This window comes from Roseateles sp. AC306, from assembly GCF_979253795.1.
Genome location: NZ_CEEDEB010000014.1, coordinates 50,938 through 69,735 on the forward strand (window position 1 = coordinate 50,938; position 18,798 = coordinate 69,735).

Sequence of the window (18,798 nt, forward strand, 5' to 3'; positions counted from 1 at the left end):
CCCTTTACCTTTCGGCAGGCTTGCATGCGCGCGACCCCTCCCTTGATCCTCTGCGCCCTGCTGGTTGCCGGCCTGACTGGCTGTGGGAAAAAAGATGCCGGTGCAGCGTCACCGGCGGGCGCCGCGAGCGGCCCGCAGGCGCAGAACGTCAGCGTCATGCAGGTCAAGCAGGCCGATGTGCCCATCAGCGTCGAAGCCAGCGGCACCGTCACCGCGCTGCAGAGCGTGGACCTGCGCGCGCAGACGAACAGCATCGTCAGCCAGGTGCTCGTGAAGGACGGCCAGAACGTCAGGAAGGGCGAGCTGCTGTTCCGCTTCGACGACCGCGGCGACCGCGCCGCGGTGGAAAGGGCCCGTGCCCAGCTCGCGCGGGACCGCGCCTCGTTGAACGACCTGGAGCGTCAGTTCAACCGCGCCAAGGAATTGCGGGCGCAGAACTTCATCGCCCCGAGCGCGCTCGACACCGCCCAGTCCAACTTCGAGGCTGGCCAGGCGCTGGTGCGCAGTGACGAGGCCGCCATCCAGGCCGCGCAGGTCACCGCTGGCTACAACGAGCTGCGTGCGCCGATCAGCGGCCGCGTCGGCATCGTCAGCGTCTACCCCGGCAGCCTGGTGCAGGCCAACTCGAGCGCAGCGCCCCTGGTCAACATCGCGCAGCTCGACCCCATCGGCATCACCTTCACCCTGCCCGAGACGCAGCTGGCGTCGCTGATGGCGGCCACGCGCGCCGGCGAGCTGGATGTCGAGGCCCTGCCACCCCCAGGGTCGGCCAAGGGCGCGGCCGCGGTGAAGGGCCGTGTCACGGCCGTTGACAACCTCGTCGACGCGAGCACCGGCACCATCAAGGTCAAGGCCGAGTTCGACAACAAGACCCAGGCGCTGTGGCCGGGCCAGTACCTGCGTGTGCGCGTCACGCTGCGCACGCTCAAGGGCGTCACGGTCGTGCCCCAGGCCGCCATCATCCTGCGCGGCAACGAGCGTTCGGTCTACGTCGTCGCGCCGGACAACACCGCCAGACTCGTGCCGGTGCAGCTGCGCCAGGCGGTGGGCGAGCAGGCCGTCGTCGAGGGCCTGGACGCGACGGCCCAGGTGGTCATGGACGGCAAGCAGAACCTGCGGCCGGGCACGCCGCTGCGCATCCAGGCGGCTGCTGGCGCGGCTGGCGCTGCGTCCAGGCCGGCTTCGGGCGCCAGCAAATGAGCATCACAGAGGCCTTCATCCGGCGGCCGGTCATGACCGTGCTGCTGAACCTGTCCCTCGTCATCGCCGGCCTGGCGGCCTGGGGCAAGATTCCGGTCGCGGCGCTGCCGTCGTACAACACGCCCATCATCAACGTCGGCGCTTCGCTGCCCGGCGCGGCGCCGGAGACGATGGCCTCGTCCGTCGCGCTGCCGCTGGAAAAGCAGTTCTCCACCATCCCGGGCCTGCTGACGATCTCGTCGACGAACACGCTGGGCAACACCTCGCTGACGCTGGAGTTCGACCCGTCGCGCAACATCGACTCGGCCGCCGTTGACGTGCAGGCGGCGCTGTTCCGCAGCTTGCGGGCGCTGCCGACGGAGATGACCTCGCCGCCGAACTACCGCAAGGTCAACCCGGCCGACGCGCCGGTGCTGCTGGTGGCGCTCACGTCGCCGTCCATGGACCTGACGGAGCTCAACGACTACGCCGAGAACCTGCTGTCACCGGGCCTGTCCACCATCGACGGCGTGGCCCAGGTCTCCATCTACGGCCAGAAGCGTTACGCCGTGCGCATCAAGGTGCGCACCGACCTGCTGAACCAGCGCAACATCACGCTGGACGAACTGCAGACAGCGGTGCGCACGGCCAACGCCAACACGCCGGTCGGCACGCTGGACGGCTCGCGCCAGACGCTCACCATCCAGGCCAACCGTCAGCTCAGGAACGCCGCCGAATTCGGCCGCATCGTCGTTTCGTCGCGCGACGGCGCGCCGGTCTTCCTGCGCGACGTGGCAGACGTGCAGGACAGCGTCGAGACGAGCAAGACCTACTCCACCTTCCAGGGCGAACGCTCCATCGTGCTGGCCATCCAGCGCCAGCCGGACGCCAACACCGTGCAGGTGGTGGACAAGGTCAAGGACCTGCTGCCCCGCTATGCGGCGCAGATGCCGGCGTCGGTGCAGATGCGCACGCTGAACGACCGCTCGGTGTCCATCCGCGAGTCGCTGCACGACGTCTACCTGACGCTGGCGCTGACGGTCTGCCTGGTCGTGCTGGTCATCTTCATCTTCCTGCGCCGCGCGGTGGCGACGCTCATCCCGACCGCCTCGCTGCCGATCTCGCTGATCGGCGCCCTCACGCTGCTGTTCGCGCTGGGCTACTCGCTCGACAACATCTCGCTGCTGGGCATCACGCTGGCCGTGGGCCTGGTGGTGGACGACGCCATCGTCATGCTGGAGAACATCGTCCGCCACGTCGAGGACGGCATGAAGCCCTTCGACGCGGCCGTGCGCGGCGCCCGCGAGATGGCGTTCACCATCCTGTCGATCTCGGTGTCGCTGGTGGCAGTGCTCATCCCCATCTTCTTCATGCCCGGCGTCATCGGCCTGCTGTTCCACGAGTTCGCCGTCGTCGTCGGCCTGGCCATCCTCGTGTCGGCCGTCGTGTCGCTGACGCTGGTGCCCATGCTGTGCAGCCGCCTGCTGAAGGCCGACGAGCACCACGAGGATGGGCCGATGGGCCGCCTTTTCGAGCGCGGCTTCACATGGACGCTGGACACCTACACACGCACGCTGGACCTGGCGCTGCGCCACCGCAACTGGGTGCTGGGCGTGGCGGCGCTGAGCTTCGTCGCCACCATCTGGTTCTACGCGACCATCCCCAAGGGCTTCTTCCCCGAGGAGGACATCGGCCAGATCTCCGCCAGCACCGAGGCGGCCGAGGACACGTCCTTTGCCGCGATGACGGTGTTGCAGGACCGCGTGGCGGCCATCGTCCGTGACGATCCCAATGTGGCGGCGGTCAGCTCGTCCGTCGGCGGCGGTGGCCAGAACCAGCCGGTCAACAACGGCCGCATGTTCATCAACCTGAAAGCCCGCAGCGACCGCGCAGCGATGCCGCAGGTGCTCGAGGGCCTGCGCAAGAAGCTGCGCGCCGTGGCCGGCATCCAGGTCTATCTGCGCCCGGTGCAGAACCTTCAGCTCGGCGGGCGGCAGAGCAAGAGCCGCTACCAGTACACGCTGCAGTCCATCTCGGCCGGCGAGCTGGGCAGCTGGGCCACCAAGATGCAGGAGAAGCTGCGCACCGACGAGCGCTTCCGCGACATCACCAGCGATTCGCAGATGCGCGGCCTGCAGGCCAGCCTCATCATCGACCGCGAGCGCGCCGCCATCCTCGGCGTGCAGATGCAGGACCTGCGCAACGCGCTCTACGGCGCCTTCGGCGAGCGCCAGGTGTCGAGCATCTATGCCGAGAGCAACACCTACCAGGTCATCATGGAGGCGGGCGAGGACGACCGCAGCAGCGAGGCCGCCTTCGACAAGATCTACCTGCGCGGCAGGAACGGCAGCCAGGTGCCATTGACGGCCTTCGCCTCCGTGCAGCGCACGCTCGGCCCCACGGCGGTGAACCACCAGGGCCAGCTGCAGGCCATCACGATCAGCTTCAACTTGGCTCCGGGCGTGCCGCTGGGTGATGCGACCAAGCAGATCGCTGCCTTCACGCAGGAGATCAAGCTGCCGCCCAGCATCATCACCAGCTACGGCGGCGACGCGGCCGTGTTCCAGGACTCGCAAAGCGGCCAGCTGCTGCTGATCGGCCTGGCCGTGGCCGTCATCTACGTGCTGCTGGGCGTGCTCTATGAGAGCTACATCCACCCGCTGACCATCCTGGCCGGCCTGCCCTCGGCGGCGGTGGGGGCGCTGATCACGCTGCAGCTCTTCGGCATGGAGCTGACCATCATCGCCACCATCGGCATCGTCATGCTGATCGGCATCGTCAAGAAGAACGCGATCATGATGATCGACTTCGCGCTGGACGTGCAGCGCAGCCAGGGGCTTGCGCCCGCCGACGCCATCCGCCAGGCGGCCATCCTGCGTTTTCGGCCCATCATGATGACGACGCTGGCCGCGCTGATGGGCGCGCTGCCCATCGCGCTGGGTCTGGGTGCCGGTGCCGAGCTGCGCCAGCCCCTGGGCCTGGCCGTGGTGGGCGGGCTGATCCTGTCGCAGGCCGTGACGCTCTACATCACGCCGGTCATCTACCTGGCGCTGGACCGCTTCAGCGGCACCGGGCCGGATGTGCGCGAGGTGGCGGAGGCCACCAGCAAGGTCTGATCAGCCGAGCCTGAGCCGCCCCTCGCGGCTCTCGGACAGCAGGCGCTGGGCCGCGCGCTCGATCATGCCGATGACGGCATCGAAGCCGGCGACTGGGCCGAAGTAGGGGTCAGGCACGTCCTGGCCGGCCAGCTCGGGCACGAAGTCGGTCATCAGCACGATGCGCGCGTGGTGCTCCGGCGCTGCCTTGGCGCGCAGGGCGTCGGCGTGCTCGGCCTCCATGACCAGCACCAGGTCGTAGTCACCCAGGCTCTCGGGCTGCACGCGGCGTGAGCGCCATTTGCGGTCCAGGCTGTACTTGTGGCGCGTCAGCGCAGCGGCTGCGCGCGCATCCACCGGGCCGCCGCGCGGGTCGGCATGCACGCCGGCCGAGGTGATGGTCTTGAACACGTCGCCCAGCTTCGCCTTGAAGATGGCTTCGGCCATCGGCGAGCGGCAGATGTTGGCAGTGCAGACGAGGAGAACGGCGGCCATGTCAGTTACTCAGTTTCTCGGGACGAGCGCCGGGCCGCTCCCAAGCCGGCCCGTGTGGCGAAGTGCTTGCCGGTCGATCCGGCAAGCATCGCCGTCCCCACGGGGGACCGGCCAAGGTAATCCTTGGACGAGGGGCTCATGGCTTCGCAAGTTCCGTGCGCATGGCGTCGATGACGGCCTTGTAGTCGGGCTTGCCGAAGATGGCCGAGCCGGCGACGAAGGTGTCCGCGCCCGCTGCGGCGATCTCGCGGATGTTGTCGACCTTGACGCCGCCATCGATCTCCAGGCGGATGTCGCGACCGCTCTTGTCGATGATTTCGCGCGCCTTCTTCAGCTTGGCCAGTGCGCTGGGGATGAAGCTCTGCCCGCCAAAGCCCGGATTCACGCTCATCAGCATGACGAGGTCCACCTTGTCGATGACCCACTCCAGCACGTCCAGTGGCGTGGCGGGGTTGAAGACCAGGCCGGCCTGCTTGCCCTCGCCCTTGATGAGCTGCAGCGTGCGGTCCACGTGGGCGCTGGCCTCGGGGTGGAAGGTCACCAGGTCGGCACCGGCGCGGCAGAAGGCCTGTGCCAGGCTGTCGACCGGCTGCACCATCAAGTGCACGTCCAACAGGGCCGGCGTGCCATCGGGCTTCACCGCGTGCTTGCGCAATGCCTCGCAGATCATGGGCCCGAAGGTCAGGTTGGGCACGTAATGGTTGTCCATCACGTCGAAATGGATCCAGTCGGCGCCGGCGGCCAGCACGTTCTTCACTTCCTCGCCCAGGCGGGCGAAGTCGGCGGACAGGATGCTGGGAGCGATGCGGTATTGCGAAGCGGCAGGCATAGCCGCAGAGTTTAGGCGGCCAGGCCCTTGAAGCAGGTCGACACCAGCCAGTCGACGATCTGCGCGTCGCTGTAGTTGCCACCGGCCCGCATGACACCCAGGACCGGGTCGCAGGCGCGCGCGAACAGCGTGTAGAGCACCAGCTCGGGCGGCAACGCCGGGTCAAGCTGGCGCTGGGCTTGGGCTTCGGTGATCCAGCTGCCGAGCTCGTCGGACACCTGCATCAACCGCTCCATGTAGGCCTTGTTGCCCATCAGCGTGGCGCGCAGCGTGGAGTCCTGCGAGGGCAGCAGCGGCATCAGGCCGGCCAGCTGCTGCTGGTAGGCCCAGCGCGCCACGCCCTTGAGCCGGCCCAGCGCGTCCAGCTCCAGCGCGCGCAGGCGGGCCAGTTCGTCCTGCGTGCGCGCCAGCACCTGCACCATCGCGGCGGCGGCCAGCTCTTCCTTGGACGTGAAGTGCTTGTACAGGCTGGCCTTGGCGATGCCCACGTCGGCAACGACTTCGTCCACCGTCATCAGGTCGAAACCCTTCTCTGCCAGCAGCCGGCTCACCGACGCCACGATGGCGTCCTCACGGGCCTGCAGCACTTGCTCTCTGAATCGGGGGCGGGGCGTCATGACTCGAATTCTAGGCTGCCTGGTTACAAGCAAGACCACGGGGGTCAACTTTGAATCAGGAAGTTATAAAATAGACCACATAGTTGACAACGTGAACTGATCAGTTCACATTGCGGCCTCGCCAGTATTTTGTGAGGTTGCGATGCTGAACTGGATTGGAAAGCTGACGCGTCCGCCGATGTCGCACCTCCTGCCGCAGGGTCTCGGCGGAGAGGCCTCGCCTTCGGTGCCACCACAGGCCACCGTGAAGGCGGGATGGCTGGCGCCGCTGCTGGGTTGTGAGCCCCTGCGGTCCCTGGCCGCCAGCCGCGTGCCGGTGACGCTGTTCGCCCCGACGGACGCTGCGCTGCACCAGGCTGGCGTGTCGCCGCAGACCTTCGGTGCAGCGCTTCAGCAGGCGTGGCTGATGCGCCACCTCACTCTGCTCGACAGTCCGGCCGACTGCCTGGTGCGCATGCTGGACGGCAGCCTGCTGCGGCGCGACGGCTCCTGTCACTGGCTCGATGCCAGCGGCGTGCGCGTGCGCGACCTGGGGCCCGGCCTGGGCGTGGGCAACCTGCGCGTGCGGTTGCTCGACCGCCCGCTGGCGCCGGCCTGCGGCAGCCTGTGGGAACAGATCGCTGCGGAACCCGGGCTCGCCCGCTTTGCCGATGCCCTGGAGCGCACCGGCCTGGCACCCCTGCTGAACTGCACCGGCCCGTTCACCGTGTTCGCGCCGTCCGACGTGGGCCTGGAGCGCGCCGCTGCCCGGCTGGGGCTGGGCCGGCGGGCGCTGGAGGCCGACGTCGCCCGGCTGGGCCGGTTGCTGCGCCAGCACATCGTGCCGGGCCGCTGGACCAGCCGCGACCTGCCCTGGGGCAGCGGCCTGAACACCTGGGCCGACGCGCCGCTGCACTTCACGCCGCTCGGCAAGCTGCGCGCGGGCGGCTGCCTGTTGCAGACGCTGGCTCCGGGCAGCGACCAGCCCTGCCGCAATGGCGTGCTGCACCGCCTGCATCACGCGCTGCTGCCGGCCGACTGACGGCCAACTCCGATTCCCTCCCCCGGAGCCGCCCCAAAGGCAGCTCCGAAGCTTCCGTTCGTTCGTTCAAGGAGATTGCTCATGAGAACCACCTGGCTCAAACGTCTCGGTATCACCCTCGGCTTCGGCCTGCTGACCGCCTGCGGCGGCGGCGGTGATGACCACGATCCCAACGTCGTCGAGGTCGCTCAGCGCGACCCCGGCTTCAGCGTCCTGGCTGAGGCCGTTGTCGCCGCCGATCTCGCGGGCACCCTGTCGGGCCCCGGGCCGTTCACCGTGTTCGCGCCGACCGACGCCGCGTTCTCTTCGCTGCTGACCGAACTCGGCGTCACCAAGGCCCAGTTGCTGGCCGACAAGGCGCTGTTGCGCAGCGTGCTGCAGTACCACGTGCTCGGCGCCAAGGTCGACAAGGCGGCCGTTCCGCTGGGCAAGGCGATCTCGCCGCTGGACGGTGGCATCTTCAAGATCGACTCGGTCGGCGGCAACCTCGTCATCACCGACGGCCGCAACCGCACGAGCAAGATCACGGCGACCGATGTGATGGCCACGAACGGCCTCGTGCATGTCGTCGACAAGGTGCTGTTGCCTGCCAACAAGACCATCGTCGAGACCGCCCAGGCCCTGCCGGACTTCAGCATCCTCGTCGAAGCCGTCGTCGCCGCCGACCTGACGGCGACGCTCAACGGCACCGGCCCGTTGACCGTGTTCGCGCCGACCAACGCCGCCTTCGCGAAGCTGCTCACCGAACTCGGCGTGACCAAGGCGCAACTGCTGGCCGACAAGGCGCTACTGACCAAGGTGCTGACCTACCACGTCGTGGCCGGCCGCGTCCTCAAGGCCGACGTGCCGTTGGGCACGCCCATCACCACCGTGCAGGGCGGCACCTTCACGGTCGACGCCACGCTGGCCATCACCGACGGCAGAGGTCGAAAGGCCGCCATCACCGCCACCGATGTGCTGGCCCGCAACGGCGTCATCCATGTGATCGACACCGTCATCCTGCCCGCCCCCTGAGTTCCTCCCTCCGCAAGCCTGGCTTGCGTTTCCCTTCCCCTTCCCACTGAAAGTCGAACCACTATGAAGAAGCTTTTCGCACTGACCGCACTCTCCCTTGCCGCCCTTGGCGCCCAGGCCAAGGACATCGTCGACACGGCCGTGGCCGCCGGCAACTTCAAGACCCTGGCCACCGCGCTGCAGGCCGCCGGCCTGGTCGACACGCTCAAGGGCCCCGGCCCCTTCACGGTGTTCGCGCCGACCGACGCCGCCTTCGCCAAGGTGCCCAAGGCCGACCTGGATGCGCTGCTGAAGGACAAGGCCAAGCTGACCGCCGTGCTCACCTACCACGTCGTGCCCGGCAAGGTCATGGCCAAGGACGTCAAGGCCGGCAAGGTCAAGACCGTCCAGGGCAGCGAGCTCACCATCACCACGATGGGCGGCGTGATGGTGGACAACGCCAAGGTCACCGCGACCGACATCGCGGCGGACAACGGCGTCATCCATGTCATCGATACCGTTGTGATGCCGAAATGAAGCCCCTCGCCCAGTCGCGCCGCGCCGAACGTGGGCGCGGCTGACCGGTCTTGCAGACCGCGCTGCGGCAGTGCCGCAGCCCTTCGGCAGGCACATGTCGCCCACTGGGCGCCATGTGTCCGCCCTCAGCCCCCGAGGGGATGGCGATGCTTGCGGCATTGAGCCGCAGGCACATCGCCTGACGGGCCGGCTTGGGCGCGGCCCGGTGCTCGGCCCGAAGGCGGACGCGTCAGCCTCTCAAAGCAGACCCTCAGCGCGGGCGCGTGAACGCGTCTCGCGCCTTCTGCGCTTCGGCCCAGTGGTGGCAGCCGGGCTGGTGGTCGTTGATCAGGCCCATGGCCTGGATCAGCGCGTGCATGGTGGTGGGGCCGACGAACTTCCAGCCGCGCTTCTTCAGGTCCTTGGACAGCGCTTCGGACGGAGCCGACGTCGCCTGGTTGTGCGCGATGGAATTCTTCGGTGGCTCGAAGCGCCACAGGTAGGCGGCGAGCGAGCCGGTCTCGGCCACCAGCTCCACGCAGCGCCCGGCGTTGTGGATGGCCGCCTCGATCTTGCCGCGGTGACGCACGATGTCGGCGTCGAGCAGCAGGCGGTTGACGTCCGCCTCGCCGAAGCGGGCGACCTGGTTGTAGTCGAACCCGGCGAAGGCCGCGCGGAAGGCCTCGCGCTTGTTCAGGATGGTCCGCCACGACAGGCCGCTCTGGAAGCCCTCGAGGCATAACTTCTCGAACAGGCGGAAGTCGTCGGCCACCGGCCGGCCCCATTCCTCGTCGTGATAGTGCAGATAAGTCGCATCGCCCGGTGCAGCGGCGCACCAGGCGCAACGCGGCCGGCCGTCTGGGGGCAGGTAGAGGGGTTTCATTTGTACTTGTCGGCCAAGTGCCGCAGCACGCCGTCGCGCTCCAGCTTGCGCAGTGCCTGCGTCAACTTCTCCTCGACGGCGGCGGGCAGGTCGGCGCGCAGGGCCAGGTATTGCGGTTCTTCCTGGAAGACGGTGCGACCGAGCTTCATCCGGGCGCCCACCCGGCTGTCGGCAATGTGGTGGCGCAGGTTGATGTCCTGGCCGTAGATGATGTCGGCCCGGCCCATCGTCAGCATCTGCAGGGCCTCGCGTTCGGAGCTCACCTCGGCGATGGTCACGTCAGCCAGCAGCAGGTGGCGCGCGATGGCCGTGCCGCGCATGACCAGCACGCGCTTGGTGCGACTGGCGGCGGCCAGATCCGCCAGCGTGTCGAATTGCCGGTCATCGTCGGCGCGCTGCACGATGACATGGCGGATGACATACAGCGGCACCGGCGAGTAGCGCCACTGCTTCTCGCGTTCGGGCGACTTCAGCAGGCAGAAGAAGGCATCCACCTGGCCCTCGGCCAGCAGGCGCTCGACGCGCTTGAGCGGCACACGCCGCTCAAGGCCCGTGAAGCGCAGCGTCGGCTCGGCCTTCTCGACGGCGCGCAGGATCTCCACGCACAGCCCCGGCTTCTGCGCGGGCCCATCGGGGTCGTACTTGACGGTCGAGCCGGCCTGCTGAACGGTGCGAAGGCTGGCCTCCTGTGCCGGCGCGGCCACGCTCAGGAGGGCAGCCAACAGCCCGAGCCAACGCAGCATTTGGGGTCCTCTCACCAACATCCAATCAGCATAGCGACAATCACACCATGCCCAACCCCAGTTTCAGCTGCAGCGTCGCCGTGCAGACCCTGCCCGAGCAGACCCACCTCGAGCAAGGCCTCTACGCCTTCAGCTACACCCTCACCATCGAGAACACCGGCGACGTGCTGGCCCAGCTGATCGGGCGGCACTGGGAGATCACCGACGCGCGCGGCCAGGTGCAGATCGTCGACGGCCTGGCCGTCGTCGGCCACCAGCCGGTGCTGGCGCCGGGCCAGAGCTTTCAGTACAGCTCCTGGGCCCAGATCGGCACCCCACAGGGCACGATGCGCGGTCGCTTCCTGTGCGTGACCGAGGGCTGCGAGATCTTCCACGCGGACGTCGCGGAGTTCCTGCTGGCGGACAGCGCTTCTCTGCATTGACCTGGGACCTCACCGCGCTGCTGAACGCAGCCGACCCGCAGGCATCGCTGGCCGAGCGCAACCTGTGGCTGGTTCGCCTGCTCGAATGGCTGCGCCGCGCGCGCGAGGAGGCCGTGGCGACCTCGGGAGGGCTCGGTACGCCGCTGCCGCTCGTGCGCCTGAAGCACCTGCTCAATGTGCTGGAGCGCCACCCCGAACATGCGCGCGCCTTCGCCGGCGTCATTGCCGGCGTCTGGAGCGATGTCGACGCGGTCAGCCTCTTCGCCGAGGTGGGCTTTGCGCCGCGCATGGCGCTGTGGGGCGAGTTCCTCGGCCGCCTGCGCCGCCGCCTGCTGCCCGCCACGACGGACACACGCGATCTGGCGGCGCTGTTCGAGCTGCTGTTCGGCGACGAGGCCGATGAGGACTGGATCGCCGCCATCGACGACGAGCTGCTGGGCCGGCTGAGCCTGCTGTTTGCCGCCGCGCCCGACGACGGCTGGCGTGTCGAGGCGCGTGCGGCCATCACCGTGCTCATCAGCCATGTGCACGCCGCCGGCCTGGCCGGGCTGCTCCGTGTGCGCATGGACGCGCTGCTGCTGCACGACAAGCCCTTCCATCAGCTGCCCGCCGCCTGGGCGGCCGTGGAGCACGCGCAAGCCGGCGCCGAGGGCGACAGGGCCGCTCTGGCGTCGGCGATGCAGTACCTGCATGCGCTGCTCGATGGCTGCCGCGCCGCGGCGCTGACCGTGCCCGAGCACCTCGAAGTTCATGGCGTGTCGGTGGACCTGATGTTCGCGGTCGAGCAGCTCACTGCGCGGCTCGACCGCATCGAGGCGCTGCTGGCCTGCCTGCTGTCGCAGGAACCCCGGCGTGAGCTGCTGCGCCTGGTGGCCGGCCTTGTGCGCGTCGTGCACGAACGGCGCAGCCTGCGCACGCTGTTCGCGCGCCACTACTCGCTGCTGGCGCGCAAGGTGGCCGAGCGCAGCGCCGAGACCGGCGAGCACTACATCACCCGCACGCGCGCCGAATACCGCGACATGCTCAAGCGCGCGGCCGGCGGTGGTGCCGTCATCGCCGGCACCACCTTCCTCAAGTTCGGCATCGCCCTGCTCGGCTTCACGGCTTTCTGGGGCGGCTTCTGGGCCGGCGTGAACTACGCGCTGAGCTTCGTCGTCATCCACCTGTTGCACTGGACCGTGGCGACCAAGCAGCCTGCCATGACCGCGCCCCTCATGGCCGACAAGCTGCTCCACATCGACCGCGACGACGGCCTCCAGGGCTTCGTCGACGAGGTCGCCCACCTCGTGCGCTCGCAGGTGGCGGGCATCATCGGCAACCTCGCGCTGGCCGCCCCCCTGGTGCTGGCCGTGCAGGGCCTGTGCTGGCTGGCCTTTGGGGCGCCGCTGGTGGGTGACAAGGACGCCCACTACGTGCTGCATTCGCTGAGCCTGTTCGGGCCGTCGCTGCTGTTCGCCGCATTCACCGGCACGTTGCTGTTCGCCTCCAGCCTGATTGCCGGCTGGGTGGAGAACTGGTTCGTCTTCTACCGCCTGGACAGTGCCATTGCCTGGAACCCCGGCATCGTCGCGACCCTGGGCCAGGCGCGCGCGCAGCGCTGGTCGCACTGGTGGCGGGCCAACATCACCGGCCTGGCGGCCAACATCAGCCTGGGTCTGATGCTGGGCCTGGCGCCTGCGCTGCTGGCCTTCGTCGGCCTGCCCATCGAGGTGCGCCATGTGACGCTGGCCACCGGTCAGCTCGCCGCAGCGGTCGGCGATCTGGGCCTGGGCGTCACGGGCAGTTGGGCGTTCTGGTCCTGTGTCATCTGCATCGCCGGCATCGGCGTGCTCAATGTCGGCGTCAGCTTCTTCTGCGCCTTCAAGGTGGCCATGCGCTCGCGGGGCGTGCGGCTGGCGGACCGCAAGCGCGTCTACGCGGCCATCCGCACGCGGCTGCGGCGCGAGCCGCTCAGTTTCCTGATCCCCCCGCGCTAATCCTCCTTGCGTTCGCCCTTCTTGCGGCCCGAGAACATGGTCCACCAGATGATGAAGACGAAGATCAGCAACGCGCCGAGGGCTTCGAGAGCGAGGAGCAGCATGGGGTGGTGGGCGCGTGGAGGGCTGGCCGCGATTCTAGGAATGCTCGCCGCCTGCTCCTCGCCGCCGCTGCTGCCACCGCCGCCCGTGACGCGGCCGGTGCCGCAGGCACAGACACCGGGCGCGACCCAGCGCTGGGTTGCGGCCGACTGGAAGGACCTGCCCGGCTGGGGCAGCGACGACCTGCTCGCCGCCTGGCCGGCGCTGCTCGGCAACTGCCAGCGCCCCGCTGCCGGATGGGCGGAGTTCTGCGCCCGCGCCGCGCTGCAGACACCGGCCGACAACATGGAGGCCGCGCTGCTGCTGATGAAGCACCTGCGGCCCTGGCGCATCGTCACCGACGGCGGCGAGACCACCGGCTTGCTGACCGGCTATTTCGAGCCCCAGCTCGCCGCCAGCCGCACGCGCCAGGGCACCTTCCAATGGCCGCTGCACACGCTGCCGGCCGATCCCGCCTTGCGCCGCCTGCCGCGCCGCGACATCGACGCCCACCCTCGCTTCACAGCGCTGGAGCTGGCTTTCGTCGACGATCCCATAGCGCTGCTGCAACTGCAGATCCAGGGCTCGGGCCGCCTCGTCATGCGCGACGCCGGTGGCACAGAGCGCATCAGCCGCGTCGCCTTTGCCGGCCACAACGACCAGCCCTTTGAATCCGTCGCCAAGTCGCTGCTGGCGCGTGGCGAGCTGCGTGATGCAAGCTGGAAAGGCTTGAGCGACTGGGCGCGCAGCAACCCGGCCAAGGTGCGCGACGCGCTGGCCGTCAACCCGCGCGTCGTCTACTTCCGCGAGGAGGCGCTGACGGACGCCGGCCAAGGCCCGCGCGGCGCCCAGGGCGTGGCACTCAGGCCGGGCCGCTCCGTCGCCATCGACCGCTCGTTCATCACGTTAGGCACGCCGCTGTGGCTGGACAGCACCGAGCCGCTGTCCACCACGCCGCTGCGTCGCCTGGTGCTGGCGCAGGACACCGGCGGCGCCATCACCGGCGCCGTGCGCGCCGACCTGTTCTGGGGCTGGGGTGACGAAGCCGCGCTGCAGGCCGGCCGCACCAAGCAGCCGCTGCGGCTGTGGGCGTTGCTGCCTCACGGAGTCACTCCGTGACCTTCACGCCTTTCCAGAACGCGTAACGGCCCTTGATCTCGGCCGCAGCGGGTAGCGGGTCGGCGTAGTACCAGACCGCATCCGCATTCATCTCGCCGTTGACGAACAGGCTGAGGTACTGCGCCTGGCCCTTCCAGTGGCAGCCGGTGCGGTGGTTGGAGAAAGTCGTGTACTCCTTCTTCAGCGACTCGGGCGGGAAGTAGTGGTTGCCCTCAACCACTACCGTGTCGTCGCTTTCGGCGAGGGTCACGCCGTTCCACACTGCCTTCATCGTTTGCTCCGGGAGAATCGAGGGATGCGACGCTACCACTCCCACCTCGGCCGCGACATCGTCCTCACCGGCGGCAGCGCCCGTGACCTCGACCCGGGCCAGTTCGGCGTGCTCGCCATCGACGGCGGCGCGGGCGGGTGGTCCGTCGTGCACAAGGGGCCGGGCGGCGAGGTGGTCGACCTGAACAACGAGATGCATTTCGAAACGCCCGAAGAGGCGCTGGCCTTCGTCAAGGAGTTGATCGGGATGCTGACTGCGGAGTAGCGTCGGGGCATGCACACGCATCCCCCGCTCACGCTCTACGGCGCCCAAGCCTCCGGCGCCGTCGCCGTCGAAGCCGCGCTGACGCTGCTCGGCCTGCACTACACCGTGGTGGAAGGCGCCACCTGGGCCGAAGAGGCGGCGCGAGACCGGGTCGCCACCAGCAACCCGATGCGCCAGATCCCGACGCTGGTCATGCCCGACGGCGAGGTCATGACCGAGAGTGCCGCCATCCTGATCTACCTCGCCGATCTGGACCCGGCCGCCGGCCTGGCGCCCGCGCCGAACGACCCGCTGCGGCGGCAGTTCCTGCGCTGGATGGTCTATGTGTCGTCGGCCATCTACTCGCTGCACTGGATCAAGCCCGACGTGAAGCGCATTGGCGCACCGGAGACCTGCCGCGACACCGTCATCGAGGCCGTGCACGAGCGCATCGCCTTCTGCTGGGCCAACATGGATGAGCAGCTCAATCCCGGCGACTACCTGCTGGGCGACGAGCTGACCGTGCTGGACCTGTACGTGGCCGTCGTGTCGCGCTTCGGGCCGTGGCGCGAGCGCTTCTGCGAGGTGGCGCCGCGCATGGTGCCGGCCGTCCATCGTGTCGACGCCGATCCGCGGCTGGTGGCGCTGTGGCGCGAGCGCTTTCCGGAGGATTGAAGGCGATGCGCGGGTTCCTGCGTTGGGTGGGCCGTGGCCGGTCGCCCTGAGCTGCGCGCGTTTGCGCTTGTAACGATGCGCCGCAGGCGGTGGTTCGTCGGTATGGTCTTGGCGACGCGCCGTTGAGGAGAATGCCTTGCCAAAACCGCCCATGGCCCCGTTCGATGTCTTCATCGGCACCTGGAACACGATCGGCGAGGTGCTGGAGACGGCGACCCACCCGGCCGGCCAGTTGGTCGCGACGGACACCTACCGCTGGCTGCCGGGCCGGCACTTCATCGTGCATGACGTGGACGCGCGCTTCGACGGCCAGCCGACGCGGTCCATGGAGGTCATGGGTTATGACGCCACGAAGCAGCGGCACTTCGCGCGCTCCTTTGACGACCAGGGCCAGAGCGAAGTCTTTGTCGTCGAACTCGACGGCCGGCGCTGGCGCATCGACGGCAAGACGGTGCGTTTCGAAGGCAGCTTCAACGCCCGCAAGAGCCGGCTCGGCGGGCTGTGGGAGCTGAAGAGCCCCGGGGTGGGCTGGCAGCCATGGATACGGCTGGAACTGGCGCGCGCCTGACGGACGCGCTCTACGCATTGAGGAGCGACGCAATGATTTCCGAACGCTTCAACATCTACGGCGGACTGTTCGACATCGAGCGCACCGGCGGCGGCTGGTCCGTGCTGGCGGTGGGCAACGACGGCAAGCGCTCGCCCGCCCACTTCGTCATCCCTGAGTTCGTCGCCGACGAGGAACTCGAGCAGTTCCTGTTCGACCTGTTCCATGAGCATGCTGCCTACAAGAAGGGCGGGATTTCTCGCGTGCAGCGCTAGGGAGGCGGCATGCACATCCACGGCAGCTGCCATTGCGGCGCCATCCGTTACGAAGCGACGGTCGATCCGGAGGGCACAGGCCTGTGCCATTGCATCGACTGCCAGAAACTGACCGGGTCCGCTTACCGTGTGTCGGTGCCGGCCGTGGACGGCTCGTTTCGGCTGCTGGCCGGCGAGCCACGCGTCTATGTGAAGCGGGGCGACGCGGGAACGCGCCGTGCGCAGGCCTTCTGCCCGAACTGCGGCTCGCCGCTCTACACCTGGGACGCCGACCTTCCCGGCGTGGGGCTGGGCTTGCGCGTCGGCTGCATCGACGAGCGCGAGGCGCTGGTGCCGCGCAGGCAGAAGTGGTGCAAGTCGGCGCTGCGCTGGACGCAGAACCTCGCAGGACTGCCCGGCGCCGAAGGCGAATGACCGTGCGCGGTCAAGCCTTCCCGCCCGCCTTTGCCACTTCCCCCGGCAGTCGACAGCCTTGAGGCTTGGGTCGGGGAGTGCCCGGACAGGCGTGCATCTTCACCTCCGCCTTGACCCATGAACGCCGCACTTTCTTGGCATAGTCGCCGCGCCCGTTACCCAGGCGGGCATCAGGCCCAAGAAGGAGTGCCCTTGTTCAGGTTCCTCTTCCGGTGTGTTCTCTTTGTCGTCGGCCTCGCAATGGTCGCCGACACCGTGCTGCCGACGCGCTTCGAGCCGTTGCGGATCGACCGACACACCAGCCATAGCGAGGCCGATGATCGCGGCTTCAAGACCGGCGACACCAGCTACACGCTGCATCTGATCGGCGGCACGGTATCGACCTGCTCTGTCGGCTACGCGCTGTACAGGCGGCTGAGCGACGGGGACCGCATCGAGGTCCGCTCCACGCGACTCTTCAAGAACTGCATCCGCATCTCGCAGGGCGACGACGTCCTGGAGGACGACCGCTACTGGAAGTACGTCGGCCTCATCTTCGGCGCGCTGCTGATTGCCTTTGCCGTCGGCTGGCTGCGCAGCGACGATGACGACGACCGGGGCGGGATCGGCATACGCCTGGGTTAGCCGAGGGATCGGGAAATCCAACCTGAAGGTCGGAGGCCCGCGCTACACCTGCCCGCCCGCCTTCGCTCCTTTGCCCTGCAGCACCGGCGCATCCGGCATGCCCAACAAATCGGCCGCCAGCGCCTCGGCCACTTCGATGCCGTCGACACCGGCGCTCATGATGCCGCCCGCATACCCCGCGCCTTCGCCGGCAGGGAACAGCCCGCGCACGTTGACGCTCTGGTAGTCGCGCCCGCGGTTGATGCGCAGCGGTGACGAGGTGCGCGTCTCCACGCCGGTCAGCACCGCGTCCGGTCGGTCGAAGCCGCGGATCTGGCGGGAGAAGGCGGGCAGCGCTTCGCGGATCGCCTCCAGGCAGTAGGCCGGCAGCGAGCCATTGCCCTTTTGCTGCAGGTCGGTCAGCGTCACGCCGGGCTTGTAGCTGGGCACCACGTCGCCGAAGGCCTTGCTGACCTGGCGCTTGACGAAGTCCCCCACCAGCGAGCCCGGCGCCAGGTAGCCGCCGCCGCCCAGCGCGTAGGCGCGGCTTTCCCAGATGCGCTGGAAGGCCATGCCGTCCAGCGGGTTCACGAGGCTGCCGTCGCGCTTGCCATCCTGGCGGTAGTCCTCGGGCGTCAGGCCGACGACGATGCCGGCATTCGCGTTGCGCTCGTTGCGCGAGTACTGGCTCATGCCGTTGGTGACGACGCGGTTCTCTTCGCTGGTGGCGGCCACCACGGTGCCACCCGGGCACATGCAAAAGCTGTAGACCGCGCGGCCGTTCTTGGCGTGGTGAACGAGCTTGTAGTCGGCCGCGCCGAGGATCTCGTTGCCGGCGTGGGCGCCGAAGCGCGCTGCGTCGATCAGGCTCTGGGGGTGCTCGATGCGGTAGCCGATGGAAAAGGGCTTGGCCTCCATGTGCACACCGCGCGCATGCAGCATCTGAAAGGTGTCCCGCGCGCTGTGGCCCAGCGCAATGACGACGTGCGTCGTGTCAATCTGCTCGCCGGATTCCAACGTCACGCCACGCACCGCGCCGTCCTCGATGAGCAGGTCCGTCATCTTCTGCTGGAAGCGGATCTCGCCGCCCAGCGCCTCGATGTCGGCACGCATCTTGATGATCATGCTGACCAGGCGGAAGGTGCCGATGTGCGGCTTGCTGACGTAGAGGATCTCGTCCGGCGCGCCGGCCTTGACGAACTCTTGGAGAACCTTGCGCGTCAGGTGGCGTGGGTCGGTGATCTGGCTCCACAGCTTGCCGTCCGAGAACGTGCCGGCACCGCCCTCGCCAAACTGCACATTGCTCTCGGGGTCGAGCTTTTGCTCGCGCCACAGGCCCCAGGTGTCCTGCGTGCGCTCGCGCACGGCCTTGCCGCGTTCCAGCACGATGGGCTTCAAGCCCATCTGCGCCAGGATCAGCGCGGCGAACAGGCCGCAGGGGCCGAAGCCGACGACGACGGGGCGCGGGCCGGTGAATTCGCCGACCTGCGCGAGGAAGTGATAGCCGGTGTCGGGCGTGGGGCGGACCTGGTGGTCGCCGGCGAAGCGCGCCAGCACGGCGGCTTCGTCAACGCCGTCAGCCAGCGTGCAGTCGAGCGTGTAGACGAGCTGGATGTCGCTGCGCTTGCGGGCGTCGTAGCCGCGGCGGAAGACCTGCACATCGGCCAGTTCGGCGTCGGTGAGTTTCAGGCGCGCCAGCACGGCGGGGCGCAGGGCCTCTGACGCGTGGGCCAGCGGCAGGCGGAGTTCGGTGATGCGGATCATGGAAGTCAGGTCAGTTTCTAGCCGACAAAACAAAACA

The 18,798-nt window shown here is 68.6% G+C and carries 21 protein-coding genes; 14 read left to right on the forward strand and 7 right to left on the reverse strand.

The features are described from left to right. Positions 1-24: 24 nt before the first annotated feature. Together AC0IZJ_RS22390 and AC0IZJ_RS22395 are read left to right on the forward strand one after the other, a co-directional pair. Positions 25-1,200 carry an efflux RND transporter periplasmic adaptor subunit gene (locus AC0IZJ_RS22390; RefSeq protein WP_471853778.1) on the forward strand — a complete coding sequence of 392 codons (1,176 nt, stop codon included), beginning with the start codon at positions 25-27 and terminating at the stop codon, positions 1,198-1,200. Further along, positions 1,197-4,295, forward strand: coding sequence for an efflux RND transporter permease subunit (locus AC0IZJ_RS22395; protein ID WP_471853779.1), 3,099 nt, complete (start codon positions 1,197-1,199; stop codon positions 4,293-4,295). The genes AC0IZJ_RS22390 and AC0IZJ_RS22395 overlap by 4 nt, the downstream gene beginning before the upstream one ends. Here the strand turns inward: AC0IZJ_RS22395 and AC0IZJ_RS22400 are convergent, their stop codons facing one another. The 3 genes from AC0IZJ_RS22400 to AC0IZJ_RS22410 all read right to left on the reverse strand — a co-directional run bounded on the left by AC0IZJ_RS22400 (position 4,296) and on the right by AC0IZJ_RS22410 (position 6,215). Beyond that, positions 4,296-4,769 (reverse strand): low molecular weight protein-tyrosine-phosphatase, encoded by a 474-nt coding sequence (locus AC0IZJ_RS22400; RefSeq protein ID WP_471853780.1) that lies wholly within the window; start codon positions 4,767-4,769, stop codon positions 4,296-4,298. Between the two features lie 136 nt (positions 4,770-4,905). Next, positions 4,906-5,598, reverse strand: a complete 693-nt coding sequence (gene rpe / locus AC0IZJ_RS22405) for a ribulose-phosphate 3-epimerase (protein ID WP_471853781.1) — start codon at positions 5,596-5,598, stop codon at positions 4,906-4,908. Between the two features lie 11 nt (positions 5,599-5,609). Further along, positions 5,610-6,215 (reverse strand): TetR/AcrR family transcriptional regulator, encoded by a 606-nt coding sequence (locus tag AC0IZJ_RS22410; RefSeq protein WP_471853782.1) that lies wholly within the window; start codon positions 6,213-6,215, stop codon positions 5,610-5,612. A gap of 178 nt (positions 6,216-6,393) precedes the next feature. Here AC0IZJ_RS22410 and AC0IZJ_RS22415 point away from each other — a divergent pair, with 178 nt between their 5' ends. The 3 genes from AC0IZJ_RS22415 (at position 6,394) to AC0IZJ_RS22425 (ending at position 8,766) form a co-directional block, all read left to right on the forward strand. After that, positions 6,394-7,236, forward strand: a complete 843-nt coding sequence (locus tag AC0IZJ_RS22415) for a fasciclin domain-containing protein (protein ID WP_471853783.1) — start codon at positions 6,394-6,396, stop codon at positions 7,234-7,236. 81 nt (positions 7,237-7,317) lie between these two features. Further along, positions 7,318-8,250 (forward strand): fasciclin domain-containing protein, encoded by a 933-nt coding sequence (locus AC0IZJ_RS22420; protein ID WP_471853784.1) that lies wholly within the window; start codon positions 7,318-7,320, stop codon positions 8,248-8,250. Between the two features lie 63 nt (positions 8,251-8,313). Continuing rightward, positions 8,314-8,766 carry a fasciclin domain-containing protein gene (locus tag AC0IZJ_RS22425; RefSeq protein WP_471853785.1) on the forward strand — a complete coding sequence of 151 codons (453 nt, stop codon included), beginning with the start codon at positions 8,314-8,316 and terminating at the stop codon, positions 8,764-8,766. Between the two features lie 250 nt (positions 8,767-9,016). Here AC0IZJ_RS22425 and AC0IZJ_RS22430 read toward each other — a convergent pair whose 3' ends face one another. Next, positions 9,017-9,628 carry a DNA-3-methyladenine glycosylase I gene (locus tag AC0IZJ_RS22430; RefSeq protein ID WP_471853786.1) on the reverse strand — a complete coding sequence of 204 codons (612 nt, stop codon included), beginning with the start codon at positions 9,626-9,628 and terminating at the stop codon, positions 9,017-9,019. Then, positions 9,625-10,371: a substrate-binding periplasmic protein gene (locus tag AC0IZJ_RS22435; RefSeq protein ID WP_471853787.1), complete on the reverse strand. Its 747-nt coding sequence runs from the start codon at positions 10,369-10,371 to the stop codon at positions 9,625-9,627. The genes AC0IZJ_RS22430 and AC0IZJ_RS22435 overlap by 4 nt, the downstream gene beginning before the upstream one ends. A gap of 47 nt (positions 10,372-10,418) precedes the next feature. Between AC0IZJ_RS22435 and apaG the strand changes: the two genes are divergently transcribed. From apaG to mltA, 3 genes are all read left to right on the forward strand, one after another. Further along, the gene (apaG, locus tag AC0IZJ_RS22440) at positions 10,419-10,793 is read left to right on the forward strand and encodes a Co2+/Mg2+ efflux protein ApaG (protein ID WP_457420295.1); all 375 of its coding nucleotides are present in this window, start codon (positions 10,419-10,421) and stop codon (positions 10,791-10,793) included. Then, positions 10,790-12,769: a site-specific recombinase gene (locus tag AC0IZJ_RS22445; protein ID WP_471853788.1), complete on the forward strand. Its 1,980-nt coding sequence runs from the start codon at positions 10,790-10,792 to the stop codon at positions 12,767-12,769. Before apaG ends, AC0IZJ_RS22445 begins: the two co-directional genes overlap by 4 nt. A 144-nt stretch (positions 12,770-12,913) precedes the next feature. After that, entirely contained in the window at positions 12,914-13,969 is a 1,056-nt protein-coding gene (gene mltA, locus AC0IZJ_RS22450; RefSeq protein WP_471853789.1) for a murein transglycosylase A, read from the forward strand. On the opposite strand, the gene AC0IZJ_RS22455 is transcribed toward mltA, so the two are convergent. Then, complete coding sequence (locus AC0IZJ_RS22455; RefSeq protein WP_457420301.1) at positions 13,959-14,240, reverse strand: DUF427 domain-containing protein; 282 nt, start codon at positions 14,238-14,240, stop codon at positions 13,959-13,961. The genes mltA and AC0IZJ_RS22455 overlap by 11 nt on opposite strands. Before the next feature lie 24 nt (positions 14,241-14,264). On the opposite strand from AC0IZJ_RS22455, the gene AC0IZJ_RS22460 reads away from it, so the two are divergent. From AC0IZJ_RS22460 to AC0IZJ_RS22485, 6 genes are all read left to right on the forward strand, one after another. Beyond that, complete coding sequence (locus AC0IZJ_RS22460) at positions 14,265-14,504, forward strand: hypothetical protein (protein ID WP_471853790.1); 240 nt, start codon at positions 14,265-14,267, stop codon at positions 14,502-14,504. A gap of 9 nt (positions 14,505-14,513) precedes the next feature. After that, positions 14,514-15,158 (forward strand): glutathione S-transferase family protein, encoded by a 645-nt coding sequence (locus AC0IZJ_RS22465; RefSeq protein ID WP_471853791.1) that lies wholly within the window; start codon positions 14,514-14,516, stop codon positions 15,156-15,158. A gap of 151 nt (positions 15,159-15,309) precedes the next feature. Next, complete coding sequence (locus tag AC0IZJ_RS22470) at positions 15,310-15,726, forward strand: DUF1579 family protein (RefSeq protein WP_471853792.1); 417 nt, start codon at positions 15,310-15,312, stop codon at positions 15,724-15,726. 32 nt (positions 15,727-15,758) lie between these two features. After that, positions 15,759-15,980 carry a DUF7661 family protein gene (locus AC0IZJ_RS22475; RefSeq protein ID WP_471853793.1) on the forward strand — a complete coding sequence of 74 codons (222 nt, stop codon included), beginning with the start codon at positions 15,759-15,761 and terminating at the stop codon, positions 15,978-15,980. Between the two features lie 9 nt (positions 15,981-15,989). After that, on the forward strand, positions 15,990-16,394 hold the full coding sequence (locus AC0IZJ_RS22480) for a GFA family protein (protein WP_471853794.1): 405 nt from the start codon (positions 15,990-15,992) through the stop codon (positions 16,392-16,394). Positions 16,395-16,586: 192 nt separating this feature from the next. Continuing rightward, complete coding sequence (locus AC0IZJ_RS22485; RefSeq protein WP_471853795.1) at positions 16,587-17,018, forward strand: hypothetical protein; 432 nt, start codon at positions 16,587-16,589, stop codon at positions 17,016-17,018. Positions 17,019-17,060: 42 nt separating this feature from the next. Here the strand turns inward: AC0IZJ_RS22485 and AC0IZJ_RS22490 are convergent, their stop codons facing one another. Next, a complete protein-coding gene (locus AC0IZJ_RS22490; RefSeq protein ID WP_471853796.1) occupies positions 17,061-18,761 on the reverse strand; it encodes an NAD(P)/FAD-dependent oxidoreductase in 1,701 nt (566 codons plus the stop codon). Positions 18,762-18,798 lie beyond the last annotated feature (37 nt).

Bases quoted from the DNA above. Each gene is read 5' to 3' on its own strand.
- AC0IZJ_RS22435 (WP_471853787.1), bottom strand. From the start codon at position 10,371: ATGCTGCGTTGGCTCGGGCTGTTGGCTGCCCTCCTGAGCGTGGCCGCG.
- rpe (WP_471853781.1), bottom strand. From the start codon at position 5,598: ATGCCTGCCGCTTCGCAATACCGCATCGCTCCCAGCATCCTGTCCGCC.
- AC0IZJ_RS22465 (WP_471853791.1), top strand. From the start codon at position 14,514: ATGCACACGCATCCCCCGCTCACGCTCTACGGCGCCCAAGCCTCCGGC.
- AC0IZJ_RS22420 (WP_471853784.1), top strand. From the start codon at position 7,318: ATGAGAACCACCTGGCTCAAACGTCTCGGTATCACCCTCGGCTTCGGC.
- AC0IZJ_RS22455 (WP_457420301.1), bottom strand. From the start codon at position 14,240: ATGAAGGCAGTGTGGAACGGCGTGACCCTCGCCGAAAGCGACGACACG.
- AC0IZJ_RS22430 (WP_471853786.1), bottom strand. From the start codon at position 9,628: ATGAAACCCCTCTACCTGCCCCCAGACGGCCGGCCGCGTTGCGCCTGG.
- AC0IZJ_RS22415 (WP_471853783.1), top strand. From the start codon at position 6,394: ATGTCGCACCTCCTGCCGCAGGGTCTCGGCGGAGAGGCCTCGCCTTCG.
- AC0IZJ_RS22490 (WP_471853796.1), bottom strand. From the start codon at position 18,761: ATGATCCGCATCACCGAACTCCGCCTGCCGCTGGCCCACGCGTCAGAG.
- AC0IZJ_RS22395 (WP_471853779.1), top strand. From the start codon at position 1,197: ATGAGCATCACAGAGGCCTTCATCCGGCGGCCGGTCATGACCGTGCTG.
- mltA (WP_471853789.1), top strand. From the start codon at position 12,914: ATGCTCGCCGCCTGCTCCTCGCCGCCGCTGCTGCCACCGCCGCCCGTG.
- AC0IZJ_RS22400 (WP_471853780.1), bottom strand. From the start codon at position 4,769: ATGGCCGCCGTTCTCCTCGTCTGCACTGCCAACATCTGCCGCTCGCCG.
- AC0IZJ_RS22475 (WP_471853793.1), top strand. From the start codon at position 15,759: ATGATTTCCGAACGCTTCAACATCTACGGCGGACTGTTCGACATCGAG.
- AC0IZJ_RS22410 (WP_471853782.1), bottom strand. From the start codon at position 6,215: ATGACGCCCCGCCCCCGATTCAGAGAGCAAGTGCTGCAGGCCCGTGAG.
- apaG (WP_457420295.1), top strand. From the start codon at position 10,419: ATGCCCAACCCCAGTTTCAGCTGCAGCGTCGCCGTGCAGACCCTGCCC.
- AC0IZJ_RS22390 (WP_471853778.1), top strand. From the start codon at position 25: ATGCGCGCGACCCCTCCCTTGATCCTCTGCGCCCTGCTGGTTGCCGGC.
- AC0IZJ_RS22480 (WP_471853794.1), top strand. From the start codon at position 15,990: ATGCACATCCACGGCAGCTGCCATTGCGGCGCCATCCGTTACGAAGCG.
- AC0IZJ_RS22425 (WP_471853785.1), top strand. From the start codon at position 8,314: ATGAAGAAGCTTTTCGCACTGACCGCACTCTCCCTTGCCGCCCTTGGC.
- AC0IZJ_RS22470 (WP_471853792.1), top strand. From the start codon at position 15,310: ATGGCCCCGTTCGATGTCTTCATCGGCACCTGGAACACGATCGGCGAG.
- AC0IZJ_RS22460 (WP_471853790.1), top strand. From the start codon at position 14,265: ATGCGACGCTACCACTCCCACCTCGGCCGCGACATCGTCCTCACCGGC.